The organism is Lentzea sp. NPDC055074 (assembly GCF_053608005.1).
Genome location: NZ_JBSGUQ010000024.1, coordinates 97,344 through 112,369 on the forward strand (window position 1 = coordinate 97,344; position 15,026 = coordinate 112,369).

Genomic DNA, 15,026 nt, shown 5'->3' on the forward strand with positions numbered 1-15,026 from the left:
GGGACGGCGAGTGGCTGGATCGACACGGGCGAAGAAGAGCAGCGGAGGCGGGGGCAGCACCCGACGACTGGTGATCGTCGAGTCGCCCACGAAGGCGCGCAAGATCGCCTCATACCTCGGCGCCAACTTCGTCGTCGAGTCCTCCAGGGGACACATCCGGGACCTGCCGCGCGGTGCCGCCGACGTTCCCGCGAAGTTCAAGGGCCAGGCCTGGGCCAGGCTCGGCGTGGACGTCGACCACGACTTCGAGCCCCTCTACGTGATCTCCGCGGACAAGAAGTCGCTGGTCACGGAGCTCAAGGAAGCCCTGAAGGACGTCGACGAGCTCTACCTCGCGACAGACGGTGACCGCGAGGGTGAGGCCATCGCGTGGCACCTCCTCGAGACGCTCAAGCCCAAGGTCCCGGTCCGCCGGATGGTGTTCCACGAGATCACCGAGTCCGCGATCCAGGCCGCCGCGGCCAACCCCCGCGACCTCGACCAGGACCTGGTCGACGCGCAGGAGACCCGCCGCATCCTCGACCGCCTCTACGGCTACGAGGTCAGCCCGGTCCTGTGGAAGAAGGTCATGCCGAAGCTCTCGGCCGGCCGCGTGCAGTCCGTGGCGACCCGCCTGGTCGTGGAGCGCGAACGCGAGCGGATGAAGTTCGTCTCCGCGAGCTACTGGGACATCTCCGCGCAGATGGACGCCGGTGAGCAGGCCACGCCGCGTCAGTTCGGCGCGCGTCTCGTGGCCGTCGACGGCACGAGGCTCGCCACGGGCCGTGACTTCGGCTCGGACGGCAAGCTGACCGGCAAGGCCGACGTCACCGTGCTCGACGAGCAGCAGGCCCGCGCCATCGCGGCCGGCCTGCAGAACGCGCCGGTCAAGGTCTCCTCGGTCGAGGAGAAGCCGTACACGCGCAAGCCGTACGCGCCGTTCATGACCTCGACGCTGCAGCAGGAGGCGGGCCGCAAGCTGCGGTTCTCCGCCGACCGCACGATGCGCACGGCGCAGAAGCTGTACGAGAACGGCTACATCACCTACATGCGCACCGACAGCACGACGCTGTCGGAGACGGCGATCAACGCGGCCCGCACGCAGGCCACGGACCTCTACGGCGCGCAGTACGTCGCGGACAAGCCCCGCCAGTACACGCGCAAGGTCAAGAACGCGCAGGAGGCCCACGAGGCGATCAGGCCGGCCGGAGAGGTCTTCCGCACGCCCGGCCAGGTGGCCGCCGAGCTCGACTCGGACGAGTTCAAGCTCTACGAGATGATCTGGCAGCGCACCATCGCGTCCCAGATGGCCGACGCACGGGGCAACACGACCAGCATCCGCATCCAGGGCCGTGCGGGCACGGGCCAGGAGGTCACGTTCGCCGCGTCCGGCCGCACGATCACGTTCGCCGGCTTCCTCAAGGCCTACGTCGAGACCGTCGACGCCGAGGCCGGTGGCGAGTCGGACGACGCGGAGTCGCGCCTGCCGCTGCTGGTCAAGGACCAGGACCTGACGATCGCGGAGCTGTCCGCGGACGGCCACACCACCTCGCCGCCCTCGCGCTACACCGAGCCGTCGCTGATCAAGACGATGGAGGAGCTCGGCATCGGCCGTCCCTCCACCTACTCGTCGATCATCAGCACCATCCAGGACCGCGGCTACGTGTGGAAGAAGGGCGCGGCCCTTGTGCCGTCGTGGGTCGCGTTCGCCGTCGTCGGGCTGCTGGAGCAGCACTTCGGCCGGCTGGTCGACTACGACTTCACCGCGGCGCTGGAAGACGAGCTGGACGGCATCGCCGCAGGTCGTCAGGGCCGCACGAACTGGCTGTCCGGGTTCTACTTCGGCGGCAGCATCGGCCCGGACGGCTCGATCGGCCGCTCCGGAGGCCTGAAGAAGCTGGTCGGCACGGGTGTCGAGGACATCGACCCGCGTGAGATCAACTCGATCCCGCTGTTCAGCGATGCCGAGGGCCGCACGGTCGTCGTGCGCGTCGGCCGCTTCGGCCCGTACCTCGAGCGCGAGGTCGACGGCGCCGCGCAGCGCGCGAACGTGCAGGACGACCTGGCGCCGGACGAGCTGTCCGCCGAGATCGCCGAGAAGCTCTTCTCGACGCCGCAGGAGGGCCGGTCGCTCGGCACCGACCCGGTCTCGGGCAACGAGATCGTGGCCAAGGAGGGCCGCTTCGGCCCGTACGTGACCGAGATCCTGCCCGAGCCCGCCGAGAACGGGTCGACGTCGAAGGCGAAGGCCCCGAAGCCGCGCACCGGCTCGCTGTTCAAGTCGATGGACCTGGCCTCGGTCACGCTGGAGGACGCGCTGAAGCTGCTCTCGCTGCCGCGCGTGGTCGGCAAGGACCCGGAGACCGGCGCCGAGATCACCGCGCAGAACGGCCGCTACGGCCCGTACCTGAAGAAGGGCACGGACTCGCGGTCGCTGGTCGACGAGAGCCAGATCTTCACGGTCACGCTCGAAGAGGCGCTCAAGATCTACTCCGAGCCGAAGAAGCGCGGCCGTGCCGCCGCCGCACCGCCGTTGCGCGAGATGGGCAACGACCCGGTGTCCGGCAAGCCGATGGTGATCAAGGAGGGCCGCTTCGGCCCGTACGTCACCGACGGTGAGGCGAACGCGTCGCTGCGCAAGACCGACAGCGTCGAGTCGATCACCGACGAGCGCGCGGCCGAGCTGCTGGCCGAGAAGCGCGCCAAGGGGCCGGTCAAGAAGAAGGCTCCGGCCAAGAAGCCGGCGGCGGCGAAGAAGCCCGCGGCCAAGAAGGCTCCGGCCAAGTCCAAGAGCTGACGCCGAGGAGGTGGCGGTGCCGATCAACGAGTTCGGACCCGACGGGACCCAGGCCCCGCCGCCTCCCAGGCTGTACCCGGACCCCCTGTCGGGTCTGGTGACCGCCGACAGCTTCGTCGCTCCTCAGTGGACGTCTTCCAGCTCACGTGTGGCGGTGCCGACACCGCCCGCGCCCACCGAGGAGATGCGCCAGGCGATCTACGCCCAGATGCAGCAGGAACAGCGGCGGCCGCGTGGACGGGCGCCGCGCGCACCCCACCAGTACGCTCCGCAGCAGTTCGCTCCGACGTACCAAATGTCTGCGCCGCAACAACAACAGCAACCCCAGCAACCCGCCCAGCAGACGAGTGGCGTGGCCGCGTTCATCGGCTGCCTGCTCGTCATCGGGTTCTTCGTGCTGGTCCTCGTCGGCATCCTCGGAGCGATCTTCAGCTAGCTGTGCTCTGAGTCCGCCAACCTGACTCACCACATCCGGTTACGCTGACCGCACGGGAGTGGCGACTTAGGGGTGACTGAAATTCAGGACGCGGACACACCGGCGACCGAGGCAGGCCAGGCAGGGCAGGCCCAGTCCAGCGTGTCCACGGTTCACCGGCTTCGATCGGTACTCGCCATCCGCCCGTTCCGGCGGCTCTGGCTCGTCACCTACCTGTGCAGCGTTGGTGACTGGCTGTCACTTCTCGCGTTGACCGGTCTGGTCTCCACGATGATGAAGAGCTACGAGTGGCAGTCGTTCGCGCTGCCGCTCGTCGTGCTCACCCAGCTGCTGCCCGGCATCCTCTTCGCGCCCATCGGCGGCGTGCTCGCGGACAAGTTCGACCGCCGCAAGGTCATGGTGATCTGCGACGTCCTGCGCGGCTCGCTGTTCATCTCGATCGCGCTGGTCGGCTCGCCGATCTGGCTCTTCGTCGCGAACTTCCTGGTCGGCTGCTGCGCGATGCTGTGGATCCCGGCCAAGGAGTCGGCGGTCCCGAACCTGCTGCGCCGCCCGGACCAGGTGGAGTCGGCGAACCAGCTCGGCCTGGTGATGACCTACGGCATCTCCACCATCAGCGGCTTCGGCCTCTACTCGCTGATCTCGGGCATCCCCGCGTACCTGAACCTGCAGGGCGGGAACCTGGAGTTCAGCATCGCGACGATCGCGGTGGTGATCAACGGCCTGCTGTACTTCACCTCGGCGATCCTGGTCGCGACCCGCCTGCCGGAGCTCTCCGGCCGCGTCTCCTCGACCCGCAAGAAGGACGACGAGGACAAGCTCGGGTTCATCGCGATGTTCCGCGACGGACTGAGGTTCGCCGGCAAGACGCCGCTGGTCCGCGGCCTGCTCATCGGCATGATCGGCGCGTTCGCCGCGGCCGGTGTCGTGATCGGCACGGCCAAGCTCTACGCGTTGTCGCTGCTGGGCGGCGCCTCGACGTTCGGCCTGCTGTTCGTCGCCGTGTTCATCGGGCTCGCGGTCGGCATGGCGACGGCACCGCGGCTGGCCCAGCGCCTCGCCTACAACCGCCTGTTCGGCGTCACGATCGTGCTCGCCGGCATCTCGCTCGCGCTCGTCGCGTTCGCTCCGCACCTGTGGATCGCGCTGCTGACGGTGGCGCTGGTCGGCGCGTGCGCGGGCGTGGCGTTCCTGACGGGCCTCACGATCGTGGGTTCGCAGGTCGAGGACGACATGCGCGGCCGCACGGTCGCGCTGATCCAGACGTTGCTGAAGGTCGTGCTGTTCGGTGCCTCGGCCGGCGCGCCGCTGCTGCTCACGTTGCTGCAGAAGCGGCAGATCAGTGTGTTCGGCCACCCGATGGAGGTCGACGCGAGCCGTCCGGTGATGGTCGGTGGCGCCGTGATCGCGATCGTGCTGGGCCTCGTCGCGTACCGGCAGATGGACGACCGCCGCGAGGAGCCGGTGCTGTCGTCGCTGTTCGCGGCGATCCGCGGCCGCAGGCACACCAAGGGCATGCTGATCGCGGTCGAGGGCGACACCCGTGAGGACACGTCGGTGCAGGCCCGCCGCCTGGCCGCCGCGTTGCGAGCCGAGGGCCTCGAGGTGCTGCTGGCCGCCGACCCGGAACACGACGAACGCCGCCTGCGCACGATGTTGTCGTCCGTCGAGCTGGCAGGCGTGCGCGCGCAAGCTCTCGTAGCCGCCGCCGTCCGTGCCGATGTCGTCGAACGGCAGGTGCGCCCCGCTCTGGACAGCGGCAACATCGTGGTGATGGAGCGCTACGTCGACTCGCCGCTCGCGCACTTCAGCGCCACCAGTTCGCTGGAACACCAGGAGCTCGAAGGCCTGGTCGACTGGGCCACCGGCCGGTTGCGCCCGGACCTGACGATCCTGCTGGACCGCCCGACACCGGACGGCAAGAGCATCGGCCCCGAACACCACTGGCGCGTGCAGAGGCTGCTCAGCGAGATGGCCGCCGCGGACCCCGACCGGTACGTCGTGGTCGAGGCGGAGGGCGACGTCGACGTGGTGGCTGACCGGGTCCGTTCCGCCGTGATCCCCCTGCTCGCCGCCCGCCCCCGCCGGGTCCCCGAAGCCGCGGTCTGACACCCCGCTGGAAGACTGGACCCATGAGCGTGTGGGACGAGGTGGTCGGCCAGCCCGACGCGGTGGCGACCCTGTCGGCGTCCGCGGAGGCCGCGGCCACGATCGTCGCGGGCGGCACCCCCGCGCCCGGCGTGATGACCCACGCCTGGCTCTTCACCGGCCCGCCCGGCTCCGGCCGTTCGTCGACCGCCCGCGCCTTCGCCGGCGCGCTGCAGTGCGTCGTGACGGACGACCGCCCCGGCTGCGGTGAGTGCAGCGGCTGCCGCACGACGTTGCACGGCACGCACGCCGACGTGCGCGTGGTGGCGCCCGAGGGCCTGTCGATCTCCGTAGCCGAGATGCGGTCGCTGGTCCAGATCTCCGCCCGCCGCCCCACCTCGGGCCGCTGGCAGGTCGTGATCATCGAGGACGCGGACCGCCTCACCGAGGGCGCGGCCAACGCGCTGCTCAAGGCCGTCGAGGAACCGCCGGAGCGCACGGTCTTCCTGCTCTGCGCACCCTCCGACCACCCGGACGACGTGTCGGTGACCATCCGCTCCCGCTGCCGCCTGGTGTCGCTGGGCTCGCCCCGGCCCGCCGCCATCGCCTCGGCGCTGGAGGCCGTCGACGGGGTGTCACCCGAGATGGCGCAGTGGGCGGCCTCGGTGTGCGGCGGGCACGTCGGCCGCGCTCGCCGGCTGGCCGCGGACGAGCAGTCGCGTTCCCGGCGCGAGGCCGTGCTGAGGGTCCCGCTGGCGCTGCGCAAGCCCGCCGATGTCTTCACCTGCGCGGACGAGCTGATCAAGGCCGCCGAGGACGACGCCTCCACCGCCAACGAGTCGCGCAACGAGGCCGAGCGCGAGGCCCTGGAGACCGCGATGGGCGCCGGTGGCACCGGCAAGGGCACCGCCGCCGCCACGCGGGGGGCCAAGGGCGCGTTGAAGGACCTGGAGAAGCGGCAGAAGTCCCGCGCCACCCGCACGCAGCGCGACTCGCTGGACATGGCGCTGGTCGACCTCGCCGGTTTCTACCGGGACGCGCTGGTGACCAAGACCGGGTCGGAGGCCGCGCTGATGCACCCGGACCGGGCCCAGGACTCCCGCACGGCCGCGGCGCAGTGGTCCGCCGAGTCGATCCTGCGGCGGATCGAGGCCGTGCTGGCCTGCCGGGAGGCGATCGAGGTCAACGTGAAGCCGCGGATCGCCATCGAGGCGATGGTGACGACGCTGCACCGGGGCTGAGCCTTGGCGAGGCGTGGCGCGCGTTCGCTGGTCATCGGCGCGGACCGGTTCGTCTGGACGGTGCGCCACTCCTGCGACGACGGCTGCCGTGAGGTCGTGAGGGTGCGCCGGGAGGGGGGACCTGGCCACCTCGTGATCGTGTTCCGCGCCGGCGACGGCCGCCTCGTCGCGGACGGCTTCATGCACGCGGGCGAGGTGCGGCGCGGTGGCCGGAGCCTGAACCTCAACCGTCCCGGGGTGATCCGCGCGTTGCTCGACGAGGCGGGGTGGCGAGTGGCCGACCTCGACGGCTGGGACCTGTTCGACGCGGTCGCCGCGCGTTCAGGGCCACCCGAGCGCGGCTGACACCTCGTCCGCCGCTCGCAGCACCCGCGGCCCGAGCGCGATCAGCTCGGACAGCGAGTGCTCCAGGGCCAGTGAGGACGCCGACAGCCCGCCGATCACCGCGCCGGAGTGGTCCCGGATCGCGGACCCCACGCAGCGCACGCCCACCTCGTTCTCCTCGTCGTCGAGGGCGAACCGCGAGCGCCGTACCCTCGTCAGCTGCGACATCAGCCGGGCGGGCGAGGTGATGGTGCGCGGGGTCCGGCCCGGCAGGCCGGTGCGGGTGACGTAGGCCTCCAGCTCGGACGCGCTGAGCGAGGCCAGCACGGCCTTGCCGATGGCGGTGCCGTGGGCCGGCAGGGACATGCCCATGCGCGACGCCATCCGGTACGGCCGGTCGGCCTCGAACTTGTCGACGTAGACCAGCTCGTCGCCGAAGAGCACGGCCAGGTGCACTGTGCAGTCCGTCGACTCCTGCAGTGCGCGCAGGGACGGCCGCGCCCGCTCCACCGTGTCCAGGGGCCGCAGGACCTTGCCCGCGAGGGCGAGGACGCGCGGGCCCGTCAGGTACCCGTCCGATCCCGGGGTCGCGAAGCCGCGGTCCACCATCGTCTGCAGCAGGCGGTGGACCGTCGACTTCGGCAGGCCGGTCACCCGCGCGATGTCCGTGATGCGCGTGTGGTCGGCGAGCGCCTCCAGCACGGCGAGCGTTTTTTCGACGGCGGTATCGGTCATCTCGCCAGCCAGCCTCCGTCCACGACCAGAACGTGTCCGGTCACATAATCGGACGCGGCGGACGAGAGGAACACCGCTGGGCCCACCAGGTCCTCCGGCGTGCCCCAGCGGCCCGCCGGGATCCGCCCGCGGATCGCGGGCTCGCGGTCCGCGTCGGCGCGCAGGGGAGCGGTGTTGTTCGTTTCGATGTAGCCCGGAGCGATGGCGTTGACCTGCACGTTCGACTCCGCCCACTCGTTCGCGAGCAGCTTGGTCATACCGACCAGGGCGTGCTTCGAGGCGGTGTAGGCCGAGACGAGGATGCCGCCCTGGAACGACAGCAGGGACGCGATGTTCACGACCTTGCCGCCGCCGTTGGCGATCATCTGACGGCCGCAGAGCTTCGAGATCTCGAACGCCGAGTCGAGGTTGACCGCCATGATCCGCTGCCAGTCGGACAGCGAGACGTCGACGGCGGCGCCCCGGTGGATGGTGCCGGCGTTGTTGACCAGGACGTCGACGCGGTGCTCGGCCAGGACCGGTGCCAGCGCGGGCTCGACGGACGCCGGGTCCGAGAGGTCCACCGAGACCGTGGCGACGGCGGGTGCCACGTCCGACAGGTCACCGCGGCCCACGAGGACCAGCGAGGCGCCCACGTCGTGCAGACCGCGGGCGATGGCCCTGCCGATGCCAGTGCGGGCGCCCGTCACCAGAGCCGTCTTGCCTTCCAGGGAGAAGCTCATCGCAGCTCCGTCACGGCGACCTGGTCCATGTCGTCGTAGGCCTGGTTCTCGCCGCCCATGGCCCAGACGAACGTGTACGAGTGCGTTCCCGCTCCACTGTGGACAGACCATGACGGGGAGATGACGGCTTCCTCGTTGCGCACCACGATGTTCCGCGTGTTCTGCGGTTCGCCGCACAGGTGGATCACGCGGTGCTCCTCGGGCAGGTCGAAGTAGAGGTAGCACTCGGTGCGGCGGTCGTGGGTGTGCGGCGGCATGGTGTTCCAGACGCTGCCGGGCGCCAGTGACGTCACGCCGAGCACCAGCTGCGACGAGCGGATGCCGTCGGCGTGCACGAACTTGCGGATCTCACGGCGGTTCGAGGTGCTCTGGTCGCCCGCGTTCATCACGTCGACCTCGTCGTAGCGGGCCACGGCCGTGGGGAACGAGGCGTGCGCGGGCGTGGAGAAGAGGTAGAAGCGGGTGTCCTCGCCGGACGCGTGGAACTCGACGTCGACCGCTCCCCGGCCGATGTAGAGGCAGTCGCGAGTACCGAGTTCGTGTTCGGTTCCGTCCACGGTGATCGTCCCGGTCCCGCGGACCGCGAGCACGGCGAGCTCGCGCCGTTCGCAGAAGAACGTCGACCGCAACGGGGGAGCGCTCTCGAGTTTCAGCGACTTGCCCGGTGACGGCGTCGCACCACCCAGCACGATGCGGTCCTCGTGCGTGTAGACGGTCCGGACCTCACCCGGTGCGAAGAGGTCGTCCACGAGGTAGTGCTGCCGCAACCCGTCCGTGTCGAAGCCCGGCAGCTGGGCCGGATGGGTCGAGTGCCTGATCTGCATCGGTGGATGCCTTCCGGTCTGGCGGCGGAGGACACCGTGTCCGCCGCCCATGGAACTACGTTCCGCGAGACGGAACAAGCCCTGACCGGAAGGTTCGCTAGCCGCGCGCCCTGCGCCTGGCCGGCAGCGCCGCGAAGATCACCACGCCCGCGAGCAGCAGAGCCGTGCCGGTCCAGAACAGCGGGATCGAGTTGTACGCGGCGTTCGTGTAGGCCAGCGGCGGTGCGCCCTTGGGTGGCGCCGCCGGCGCGCCGGGCTGCGCGGGCACGGTCGTGGGCGGCTGCGACGTCCCGCAGATCACGCCACCCTGCGGTGCCGCGGCCCGCACGATCTGCTCGCCCAGCGAGATCTGCGCGAGCGCCGAGGGCAGGCTCGGCAGCTTCAGCTTGTCCGTCGGCAGCACCTGCACGTCGAGCATCCGGGCCGTGGCGCCGAGCTGGAACCCGCTGAACCCGTTGCCCGTGAAGGCCGCCTTCTTCTCGTTGAGTCCCGCGATCTGCAGCTTGACCACGACCAGGTCCAGCAGCAGCGGGATGTCGAGCGTCGGGTGCGCGGCGTCGAGCGTGCCGAGGTCCTTGCCGTTCTGGCTGACCTTCAGCACCGGCGCGGTGTACGTGATCTTCGAGGTCTTCTCGTCACCGGTCGCGGTAGCCGTGAGCGTCGGAGGCGTCGCGACGTCGATCTTGATGCCACCCGCCAGCTCGACGCTGACCGCGCGCATCGTCGACGTCGACTCGACCGCCTTGTTCTTGCTGCCCGGCAGGTCGACGAGCTTCACGACCGAGCTCGCCTCGAACGCGTCCGGGACGCTGATCAGGCTGGTCTTCACCGGCAACGGCACCTCGGCCGGCAACGCGCTGAGCACCTCGAGCCCCGCCAGCGACGTCTTCGCCGAGGCCAGCGGACTCACACACGGCCCGACCTTCTCGTCCCACCGTGCGTGCACGCTGCCGTTGAGCAGCTTGAGCTTCGCGAGCGGCGTCTCCGGGATCGGCAGCCCACCGTTCGCGGGCTGCGGGTTGTCCGGAATCGCCGTCTGCACCAGCGTTCCCGGCGACTGCGGAGACCGCCCCGCCACCGCGAACCCGAACGGGTTGGCCTGCGTCACGACCCGCTCGGTGCTGAGGAACGCCTCGGTGTTGACCTGAGCGCTGGCGAGCCCGAGCCCGAACTCCGTCACCGACTGCTTCGGCAACTGCTCACCGAGCCCCGGCAGGATCGTGCTCGTGGGCACCCCCTGCGGCCCGAGCCGCACGACGCTCAACCCGGTCCCGGCGTCACCCACGGCGTGCGCGAGCGGCTGGGGCCCGTTCGGCGCCGACGCCGGCGGCTGGTTCGGGTCACGCGGCCCCGGCACCGGAGTGGTCGGGGGCTGCGCGAGCGCGGGCGTCGCGACGAGCGCGAGCAGCAACCCGGCCAGCGGCACGGACAACGAGCGGCGCATGAACCTCTCCCCGGCGGTTAGGAGGTGGTGACGTCGGTCACGGTCCGTACAACGATGCCGACCCCCGTGAGTAACGCGGTTGCGGGTCGGTTATAGTTATCGCGTCTCGCCGCCTTAGCTCAGTCGGCCAGAGCGGCTCACTCGTAATGAGCAGGTCATCGGTTCGATTCCGATAGGCGGCTCGGTGAGACGGAAGGGCCAGGTCACTCGTGACCTGGCCCTTCTGCTTTGTCGCGGTCGAGTCATCCGGTTTCCGCGAACCCGCCGCTCGTCAGACTGGCGATGAGGAACTGCTGGCGAGGATCGCCGTGGCGGGTGTAGAGGTGCGGGATGTCGTGCACCGTCGTCCCGTCCGGAAAGTCGAGCGCGTGCCCGGTCGCCACCGACTGGATCACGTAACCCAGTCCGTCATCGCTCCGCCCGAACCGCCATCGCTGGTGACGTTCGGCGTGGCGTCCCCACATGCATGGCGTGCGGGACAAATCGTCGTACGTGCGCGCGTCGAGAGCGAGCTTGTTGGCCGCGGAGACGATGACGTACTCGCCCCAGTGCTGTGTGCGCAGGAAGTGCCATTGCTGGTGCGGGTACCCGTGGGGATGCCACATGATCGGCTCTGCCCCGTTGTGCTCGTGCAGGCCGGTGTCCAACGCGAGTCCGTTGCTGCGGTTGATGATGACGAATGGTCCGAGTTTGCGTCTTGAGAAGCTGCGGAACGTTCTGGTGCCCTCGACGCTGACGATTCCGATGCTGACCTTCGCCTTGATGCTGCTCTCGCCCTCGCCCACTCCTGCTCACCTTCTTGTCACCGAGCCGGTTCGCGTCCCGGCCGCACGCGTCACGTAGTCGCGACAGTGACGCTCGTCGTTACCTTCGGTGCGCGGTCCTGTGCGTGCTTACGCTGGTGCCATGGCTGTGATGCACATGAGGAACGGCTCTTCCAGATGGCTCGTCGTCTGGCTCGAACCGTGGGGTGAGGACCGCTGGCTGGAGCGCGGCGAGAGGTTGTGCATCCGCACGGACAACAACGGCGAGAAGCTCGCATTCGACGTCGAGTACCACGCGAATGACGAAGAGCGTGCCGACGGGATCGAGAACGTGACCATCTACGTCGAGAACTGTTCGTACGACATCGACGTCACCGATGAAGAGGGCAACCACGTCGAGTGCGGGCACAAGCGTCCCCCGGAGATCGACCGGAAGTGGGGAGAGCGCCGGGCCGCTGCGGAGGCGGAGCTCAACCGCACGTCGTGAGTGCCTTCTCCAACGCCGAACGTTCCGCCGGCGCCACCGACAGCTTGTAGGCCGTCTTCACCGTCACGTAGATCCGCCCGTACGAACACGCGTACCCGGCGTTGGGCGGCATCCACTCGTCGGGCGTCTTGTCGCTCTTCGACTGGTTGACCTTCCCCGACACCGCCACGAGGTTGCGCAGGTCGTTGGCCGCGGCGAGGCGCTGTTCGGGTGCCCACGAAGCCGCGCCGCTGCGCCACATCTCGGCGAGCGGGACCACGTGGTCGATCTGGATCTTCGACACGCTGGTCACCTGCGTGGCGGTGTAGGGGTCGTCCAGGGTTCCCGACTGGACGCCGCAGCGGCCCGGTTTGCGTTCCACGGCCGTCAGGTCCCTGGCCAGGACCTGGCTCCGCTGGTCGCAGCCGTCGCCGTCGGTGTCGTACCAGGGCTGGCCGAAGACGCAGGCCTTGCCGTCTGAGCAGTCGCGCTCGTAGCCGCTCAGACGGCCTGGTGTGGCAACGGGTAGCGCCGCGAGAGAGGTACGTGCGGCCGCGGCGTCGAGGGTGCCCGTCGGTACCCGGTCCACCTGTGCCGCGGGGGTGGTGGTGAGGGGTATCGCGGAACAGCCGGTCAGCAGGACGATCAGCAGCAACCAGCGCATGAGTGGGAGATACCCGCTGCACAGGCCGTGATGGCGGCCCAACGGCGTAATTCGCCTCTCCCGCCGTCACGCCGACAGGACTATCTTGAACGCCTCAACGGGCTCCGCAGGTGCTTCGGCACGATGATCACGCGGCCCCGCAACGGGTTCGCGGACGGCCTCACGCCGGTACGACACGGGGTGCGGCAAGCTGTGCCGCTGCTCGACGGTCACCTGGGGGTGACACCCGCCCTACTCGAAGAGGTCGTCGACACGTGGATCTGCGCACCATGATGAAGTCCATCGCGGCTGTCGCCGTGCTCCTGCTCGCGGGGTGCTCGAGCGAGCCCGAGATGCCGCCGCGCGAGTTACCGCCCGCCGGCGGGCAGCTCGACTACCAGCTCGGCGGCGCCTACCAGCCAGACGTGCCGGTCAAGATCGTCGTGCGCGACCGCAGCAAGATCATTGACGGGCGGCGCTACAACATCTGCTACCTCAACGCGTTGCAGACGCAGCCGGGCAAGATGGACGGCGGGCTCGACTGGTGGCGCGCGAACCACGAGGACCTGCTCGTCAAGAAGCCCAACGGCGAGGTCGCGATCGACCCGGAGTGGGCCGAGGGAATCCTGGACATCTCCACGGACGACAAGCGCACCCGCATCCTGGAGATCCAGAAGAAGTGGATCAAGGACTGCAAGACGGCGTTCTACAAGGGCGTCGAGCCCGACAACCTCGACTCCTACACGCGGTCCGAGGGGGCGTTCGACCTCAACGCCACCAAGGAGTTCATGAAGGCGTTCGTCCGGTACGCGCACGAGCAGGGGCTCGCCGTCGCGCAGAAGAACGCCGCCGAACTCGGCACGGCCGGCAAGAAGGAGATCGGCTTCGACTTCGCGATCGCCGAGGACTGCCAGGCGCGCGACGGGTGCCGGTCCTATCAGGACGCGTTCGGCAACGACTTCTTCCAGATCGAGTACACCGAAGAGGGCTTCCGGAAGTCCTGCGCCGATCGCGGCGGACGGGTGTCCGTGATCCGCCGCGACCGGAACGTCGTGCCGTACGGGCACGACGACTACGTCTACGAGGTCTGCCCGCCGACGGTCTGACTCAGGAACTCCTGCCACTTCTCGCTCTGCCCGGTCGCGTCACCGAAGAGGTGGTGGCCGACGGCGTTGGTGCCGTGGAACCGGTAGATGCCCTCCGGGCCGCGCACACCGAGGAAGTTGTGCAGGTCGTGCTCGACCAGGTAGTCGACGACGCCGTTGACGCCGAACGGTTCCAGCGCGACCTCGTCGCCGACCTTCGCGCCTTCGGGCACGCCGAGCGCCCTGAGCAGCACCGGCCAGTTGTTCGCGCCTTCGGGCTGCTCCGGCCACTGGGCGAACACGTACGTGCCGGGCCTGCCCGCGAAGTGCTTCACGTACTCGGCCATCGTGAACAGGTACATGTCCCAGCCCTTCGACTGCTGGTCGACGAACTCGTCGCCCCAGCCGTCGGCGAGGATGCCGGTGTGCACGAACCGCAGCACGGTCGTGCCCTGGTCACGGCCCTCGACCAGGTACTCCATCGCGTGGAACGTGCCGTCCTCGCCCTTGTCGCTCTGGTAGGCGAGGTGCTTGCCCGGCTCCCAGGCGGTGATTGTCGAGGACTCCTGGAAGAAGCCCAGGTCGAGCGTCATGCGGCCGCCCACGCGGCCGTCGACGGTGTGCGGGCCCATGAACCACGAGTCGATGCCCGGCCCGGTCGCGATGGCGTCCCAGACCTGCTCCGGGGTTCCGTCGACCTCGACTTCCTTGCTGATCTCGAACTCGTAGGTCACGACTCGTCCTCCCTGGACGCGTTGGCGTTCACGCTCGGATGCAGGGCGACGACGACGCGATGCGGTCGCCCTCCTTCTGCCTGTTCGTCGTGGTACTTGGCGACCAGCTGCGTCATGAACCCGGCGAGCTCCTCGGCGAACGCCGCCCGGTCCGCCGCCGTGGCGAAGCGGACCTCGCCGTCCAGCGCGAAGGTCGCGAGCCGCTTCTTCGCCTTGGTCGCGCCCGTGAGCAACGTGCCGACGTCGCGCACCAGCCTGGCCGAGACCGCGAGCAGCCACCGCGCGGACAACCGGTCAGGTGACCGGGCCGGGTCGGGCTGCACGGCCGCGAGGGCTGTCGGGGAGATGACGTAGGACGCGGCGGTCGCCTGCAGCAGGCGCTCGTTCACGTTGCCCTTGCGCCGTTCCTCGACGAGCTCCACCAGACCGTGCTGTTCCAGCGTGCGCAGGTGGTAGTTCACCTTCTGCCTCGGCAGGCCGACCTTCGCGGCGAGCATCGTCGCCGATCCGGGCTCTGCCAGCTCCGCGAGCAGTCGTGCCCGCACCGGGTCCAGCGACACCTCGGCCGCGGACGGGTCTTCGATCACCGCCACTTCGAACATGGGTCCAAGGTCGCACCGAAAACAAAATTAGTCAAGAACTGAGTTGCTGTCGGTGGCTTTGCTCCACCTGGGTGGCGTTCGAGCCGGTACCGTAAGCGATGTCTCGATTGGTCGTTGCTTGTTCGCAACCCTTGAGGAGACA

16 protein-coding genes and 1 tRNA gene are annotated in these 15,026 nt (G+C 69.4%); 9 read left to right on the plus strand and 8 right to left on the minus strand.

What is annotated here, in order from left to right; translation table 11 throughout:
* Window positions 1-10: 10 nt before the first annotated feature.
* The 5 genes from topA to ACWF7A_RS38430 all read left to right on the plus strand — a co-directional run bounded on the left by topA (window position 11) and on the right by ACWF7A_RS38430 (window position 6,886).
* A complete protein-coding gene (gene topA, locus ACWF7A_RS38410; protein WP_452255408.1) occupies window positions 11-2,776 on the plus strand; it encodes a type I DNA topoisomerase in 2,766 nt (921 codons plus the stop codon).
* A gap of 16 nt (window positions 2,777-2,792) precedes the next feature.
* Window positions 2,793-3,212 (plus strand): hypothetical protein, encoded by a 420-nt coding sequence (locus ACWF7A_RS38415; RefSeq protein WP_452255409.1) that lies wholly within the window; start codon window positions 2,793-2,795, stop codon window positions 3,210-3,212.
* Between the two features lie 72 nt (window positions 3,213-3,284).
* Window positions 3,285-5,321: a bifunctional MFS transporter/dTMP kinase gene (locus ACWF7A_RS38420; protein ID WP_452255410.1), complete on the plus strand. Its 2,037-nt coding sequence runs from the start codon at window positions 3,285-3,287 to the stop codon at window positions 5,319-5,321.
* Window positions 5,322-5,344: 23 nt separating this feature from the next.
* Window positions 5,345-6,541 carry a DNA polymerase III subunit delta' gene (locus tag ACWF7A_RS38425; RefSeq protein WP_452255411.1) on the plus strand — a complete coding sequence of 399 codons (1,197 nt, stop codon included), beginning with the start codon at window positions 5,345-5,347 and terminating at the stop codon, window positions 6,539-6,541.
* A 3-nt stretch (window positions 6,542-6,544) separates the two neighbouring features.
* Window positions 6,545-6,886 (plus strand): hypothetical protein, encoded by a 342-nt coding sequence (locus ACWF7A_RS38430; protein ID WP_452255412.1) that lies wholly within the window; start codon window positions 6,545-6,547, stop codon window positions 6,884-6,886.
* On the opposite strand, the gene ACWF7A_RS38435 is transcribed toward ACWF7A_RS38430, so the two are convergent.
* From ACWF7A_RS38435 to ACWF7A_RS38450, 4 genes are all read right to left on the minus strand, one after another.
* A complete protein-coding gene (locus tag ACWF7A_RS38435) occupies window positions 6,863-7,600 on the minus strand; it encodes an IclR family transcriptional regulator (RefSeq protein ID WP_452255413.1) in 738 nt (245 codons plus the stop codon). The two genes, ACWF7A_RS38430 and ACWF7A_RS38435, sit on opposite strands and share 24 nt — an antisense overlap.
* Entirely contained in the window at window positions 7,597-8,322 is a 726-nt protein-coding gene (locus tag ACWF7A_RS38440) for an SDR family oxidoreductase (RefSeq protein ID WP_452255414.1), read from the minus strand. Before ACWF7A_RS38440 ends, ACWF7A_RS38435 begins: the two co-directional genes overlap by 4 nt.
* A complete protein-coding gene (gene kduI, locus ACWF7A_RS38445; protein ID WP_452255415.1) occupies window positions 8,319-9,146 on the minus strand; it encodes a 5-dehydro-4-deoxy-D-glucuronate isomerase in 828 nt (275 codons plus the stop codon). The genes ACWF7A_RS38440 and kduI overlap by 4 nt, the downstream gene beginning before the upstream one ends.
* 97 nt (window positions 9,147-9,243) lie before the next feature.
* Entirely contained in the window at window positions 9,244-10,590 is a 1,347-nt protein-coding gene (locus ACWF7A_RS38450) for a hypothetical protein (protein ID WP_452255416.1), read from the minus strand.
* A gap of 108 nt (window positions 10,591-10,698) precedes the next feature.
* Between ACWF7A_RS38450 and ACWF7A_RS38455 the strand changes: the two genes are divergently transcribed.
* Window positions 10,699-10,772: transfer RNA gene (locus ACWF7A_RS38455), tRNA-Thr, on the plus strand.
* 60 nt (window positions 10,773-10,832) lie between these two features.
* On the opposite strand, the gene ACWF7A_RS38460 is transcribed toward ACWF7A_RS38455, so the two are convergent.
* A complete protein-coding gene (locus ACWF7A_RS38460; RefSeq protein ID WP_452255417.1) occupies window positions 10,833-11,375 on the minus strand; it encodes an RICIN domain-containing protein in 543 nt (180 codons plus the stop codon).
* Window positions 11,376-11,496: 121 nt separating this feature from the next.
* Here ACWF7A_RS38460 and ACWF7A_RS38465 point away from each other — a divergent pair, with 121 nt between their 5' ends.
* Complete coding sequence (locus ACWF7A_RS38465; protein WP_452255418.1) at window positions 11,497-11,841, plus strand: hypothetical protein; 345 nt, start codon at window positions 11,497-11,499, stop codon at window positions 11,839-11,841.
* Here ACWF7A_RS38465 and ACWF7A_RS38470 read toward each other — a convergent pair.
* On the minus strand, window positions 11,825-12,484 hold the full coding sequence (locus ACWF7A_RS38470; RefSeq protein ID WP_452255419.1) for an HNH endonuclease family protein: 660 nt from the start codon (window positions 12,482-12,484) through the stop codon (window positions 11,825-11,827). The two genes, ACWF7A_RS38465 and ACWF7A_RS38470, sit on opposite strands and share 17 nt — an antisense overlap.
* A 123-nt stretch (window positions 12,485-12,607) precedes the next feature.
* On the opposite strand from ACWF7A_RS38470, the gene ACWF7A_RS38475 reads away from it, so the two are divergent.
* Together ACWF7A_RS38475 and ACWF7A_RS38480 are read left to right on the plus strand one after the other, a co-directional pair.
* Window positions 12,608-12,757, plus strand: a complete 150-nt coding sequence (locus ACWF7A_RS38475) for a hypothetical protein (RefSeq protein ID WP_452255420.1) — start codon at window positions 12,608-12,610, stop codon at window positions 12,755-12,757.
* On the plus strand, window positions 12,739-13,569 hold the full coding sequence (locus tag ACWF7A_RS38480; protein WP_452255421.1) for an endo alpha-1,4 polygalactosaminidase: 831 nt from the start codon (window positions 12,739-12,741) through the stop codon (window positions 13,567-13,569). The genes ACWF7A_RS38475 and ACWF7A_RS38480 overlap by 19 nt, the downstream gene beginning before the upstream one ends.
* Here the strand turns inward: ACWF7A_RS38480 and ACWF7A_RS38485 are convergent.
* Both ACWF7A_RS38485 and ACWF7A_RS38490 read right to left on the minus strand, forming a co-directional pair.
* Window positions 13,542-14,282 carry an SRPBCC family protein gene (locus ACWF7A_RS38485; protein ID WP_452255422.1) on the minus strand — a complete coding sequence of 247 codons (741 nt, stop codon included), beginning with the start codon at window positions 14,280-14,282 and terminating at the stop codon, window positions 13,542-13,544. The genes ACWF7A_RS38480 and ACWF7A_RS38485 overlap by 28 nt on opposite strands.
* Window positions 14,279-14,884 carry an ArsR/SmtB family transcription factor gene (locus ACWF7A_RS38490; RefSeq protein WP_452255423.1) on the minus strand — a complete coding sequence of 202 codons (606 nt, stop codon included), beginning with the start codon at window positions 14,882-14,884 and terminating at the stop codon, window positions 14,279-14,281. The genes ACWF7A_RS38485 and ACWF7A_RS38490 overlap by 4 nt, the downstream gene beginning before the upstream one ends.
* Window positions 14,885-15,026 lie beyond the last annotated feature (142 nt).

Bases quoted from the DNA above. Each gene is read 5' to 3' on its own strand.
- ACWF7A_RS38490 (WP_452255423.1), bottom strand. From the start codon at position 14,884: ATGTTCGAAGTGGCGGTGATCGAAGACCCGTCCGCGGCCGAGGTGTCG.
- ACWF7A_RS38440 (WP_452255414.1), bottom strand. From the start codon at position 8,322: ATGAGCTTCTCCCTGGAAGGCAAGACGGCTCTGGTGACGGGCGCCCGC.
- ACWF7A_RS38470 (WP_452255419.1), bottom strand. From the start codon at position 12,484: ATGCGCTGGTTGCTGCTGATCGTCCTGCTGACCGGCTGTTCCGCGATA.
- kduI (WP_452255415.1), bottom strand. From the start codon at position 9,146: ATGCAGATCAGGCACTCGACCCATCCGGCCCAGCTGCCGGGCTTCGAC.
- ACWF7A_RS38435 (WP_452255413.1), bottom strand. From the start codon at position 7,600: ATGACCGATACCGCCGTCGAAAAAACGCTCGCCGTGCTGGAGGCGCTC.
- ACWF7A_RS38475 (WP_452255420.1), top strand. From the start codon at position 12,608: ATGATCACGCGGCCCCGCAACGGGTTCGCGGACGGCCTCACGCCGGTA.
- ACWF7A_RS38465 (WP_452255418.1), top strand. From the start codon at position 11,497: ATGGCTGTGATGCACATGAGGAACGGCTCTTCCAGATGGCTCGTCGTC.
- ACWF7A_RS38450 (WP_452255416.1), bottom strand. From the start codon at position 10,590: ATGCGCCGCTCGTTGTCCGTGCCGCTGGCCGGGTTGCTGCTCGCGCTC.
- ACWF7A_RS38425 (WP_452255411.1), top strand. From the start codon at position 5,345: ATGAGCGTGTGGGACGAGGTGGTCGGCCAGCCCGACGCGGTGGCGACC.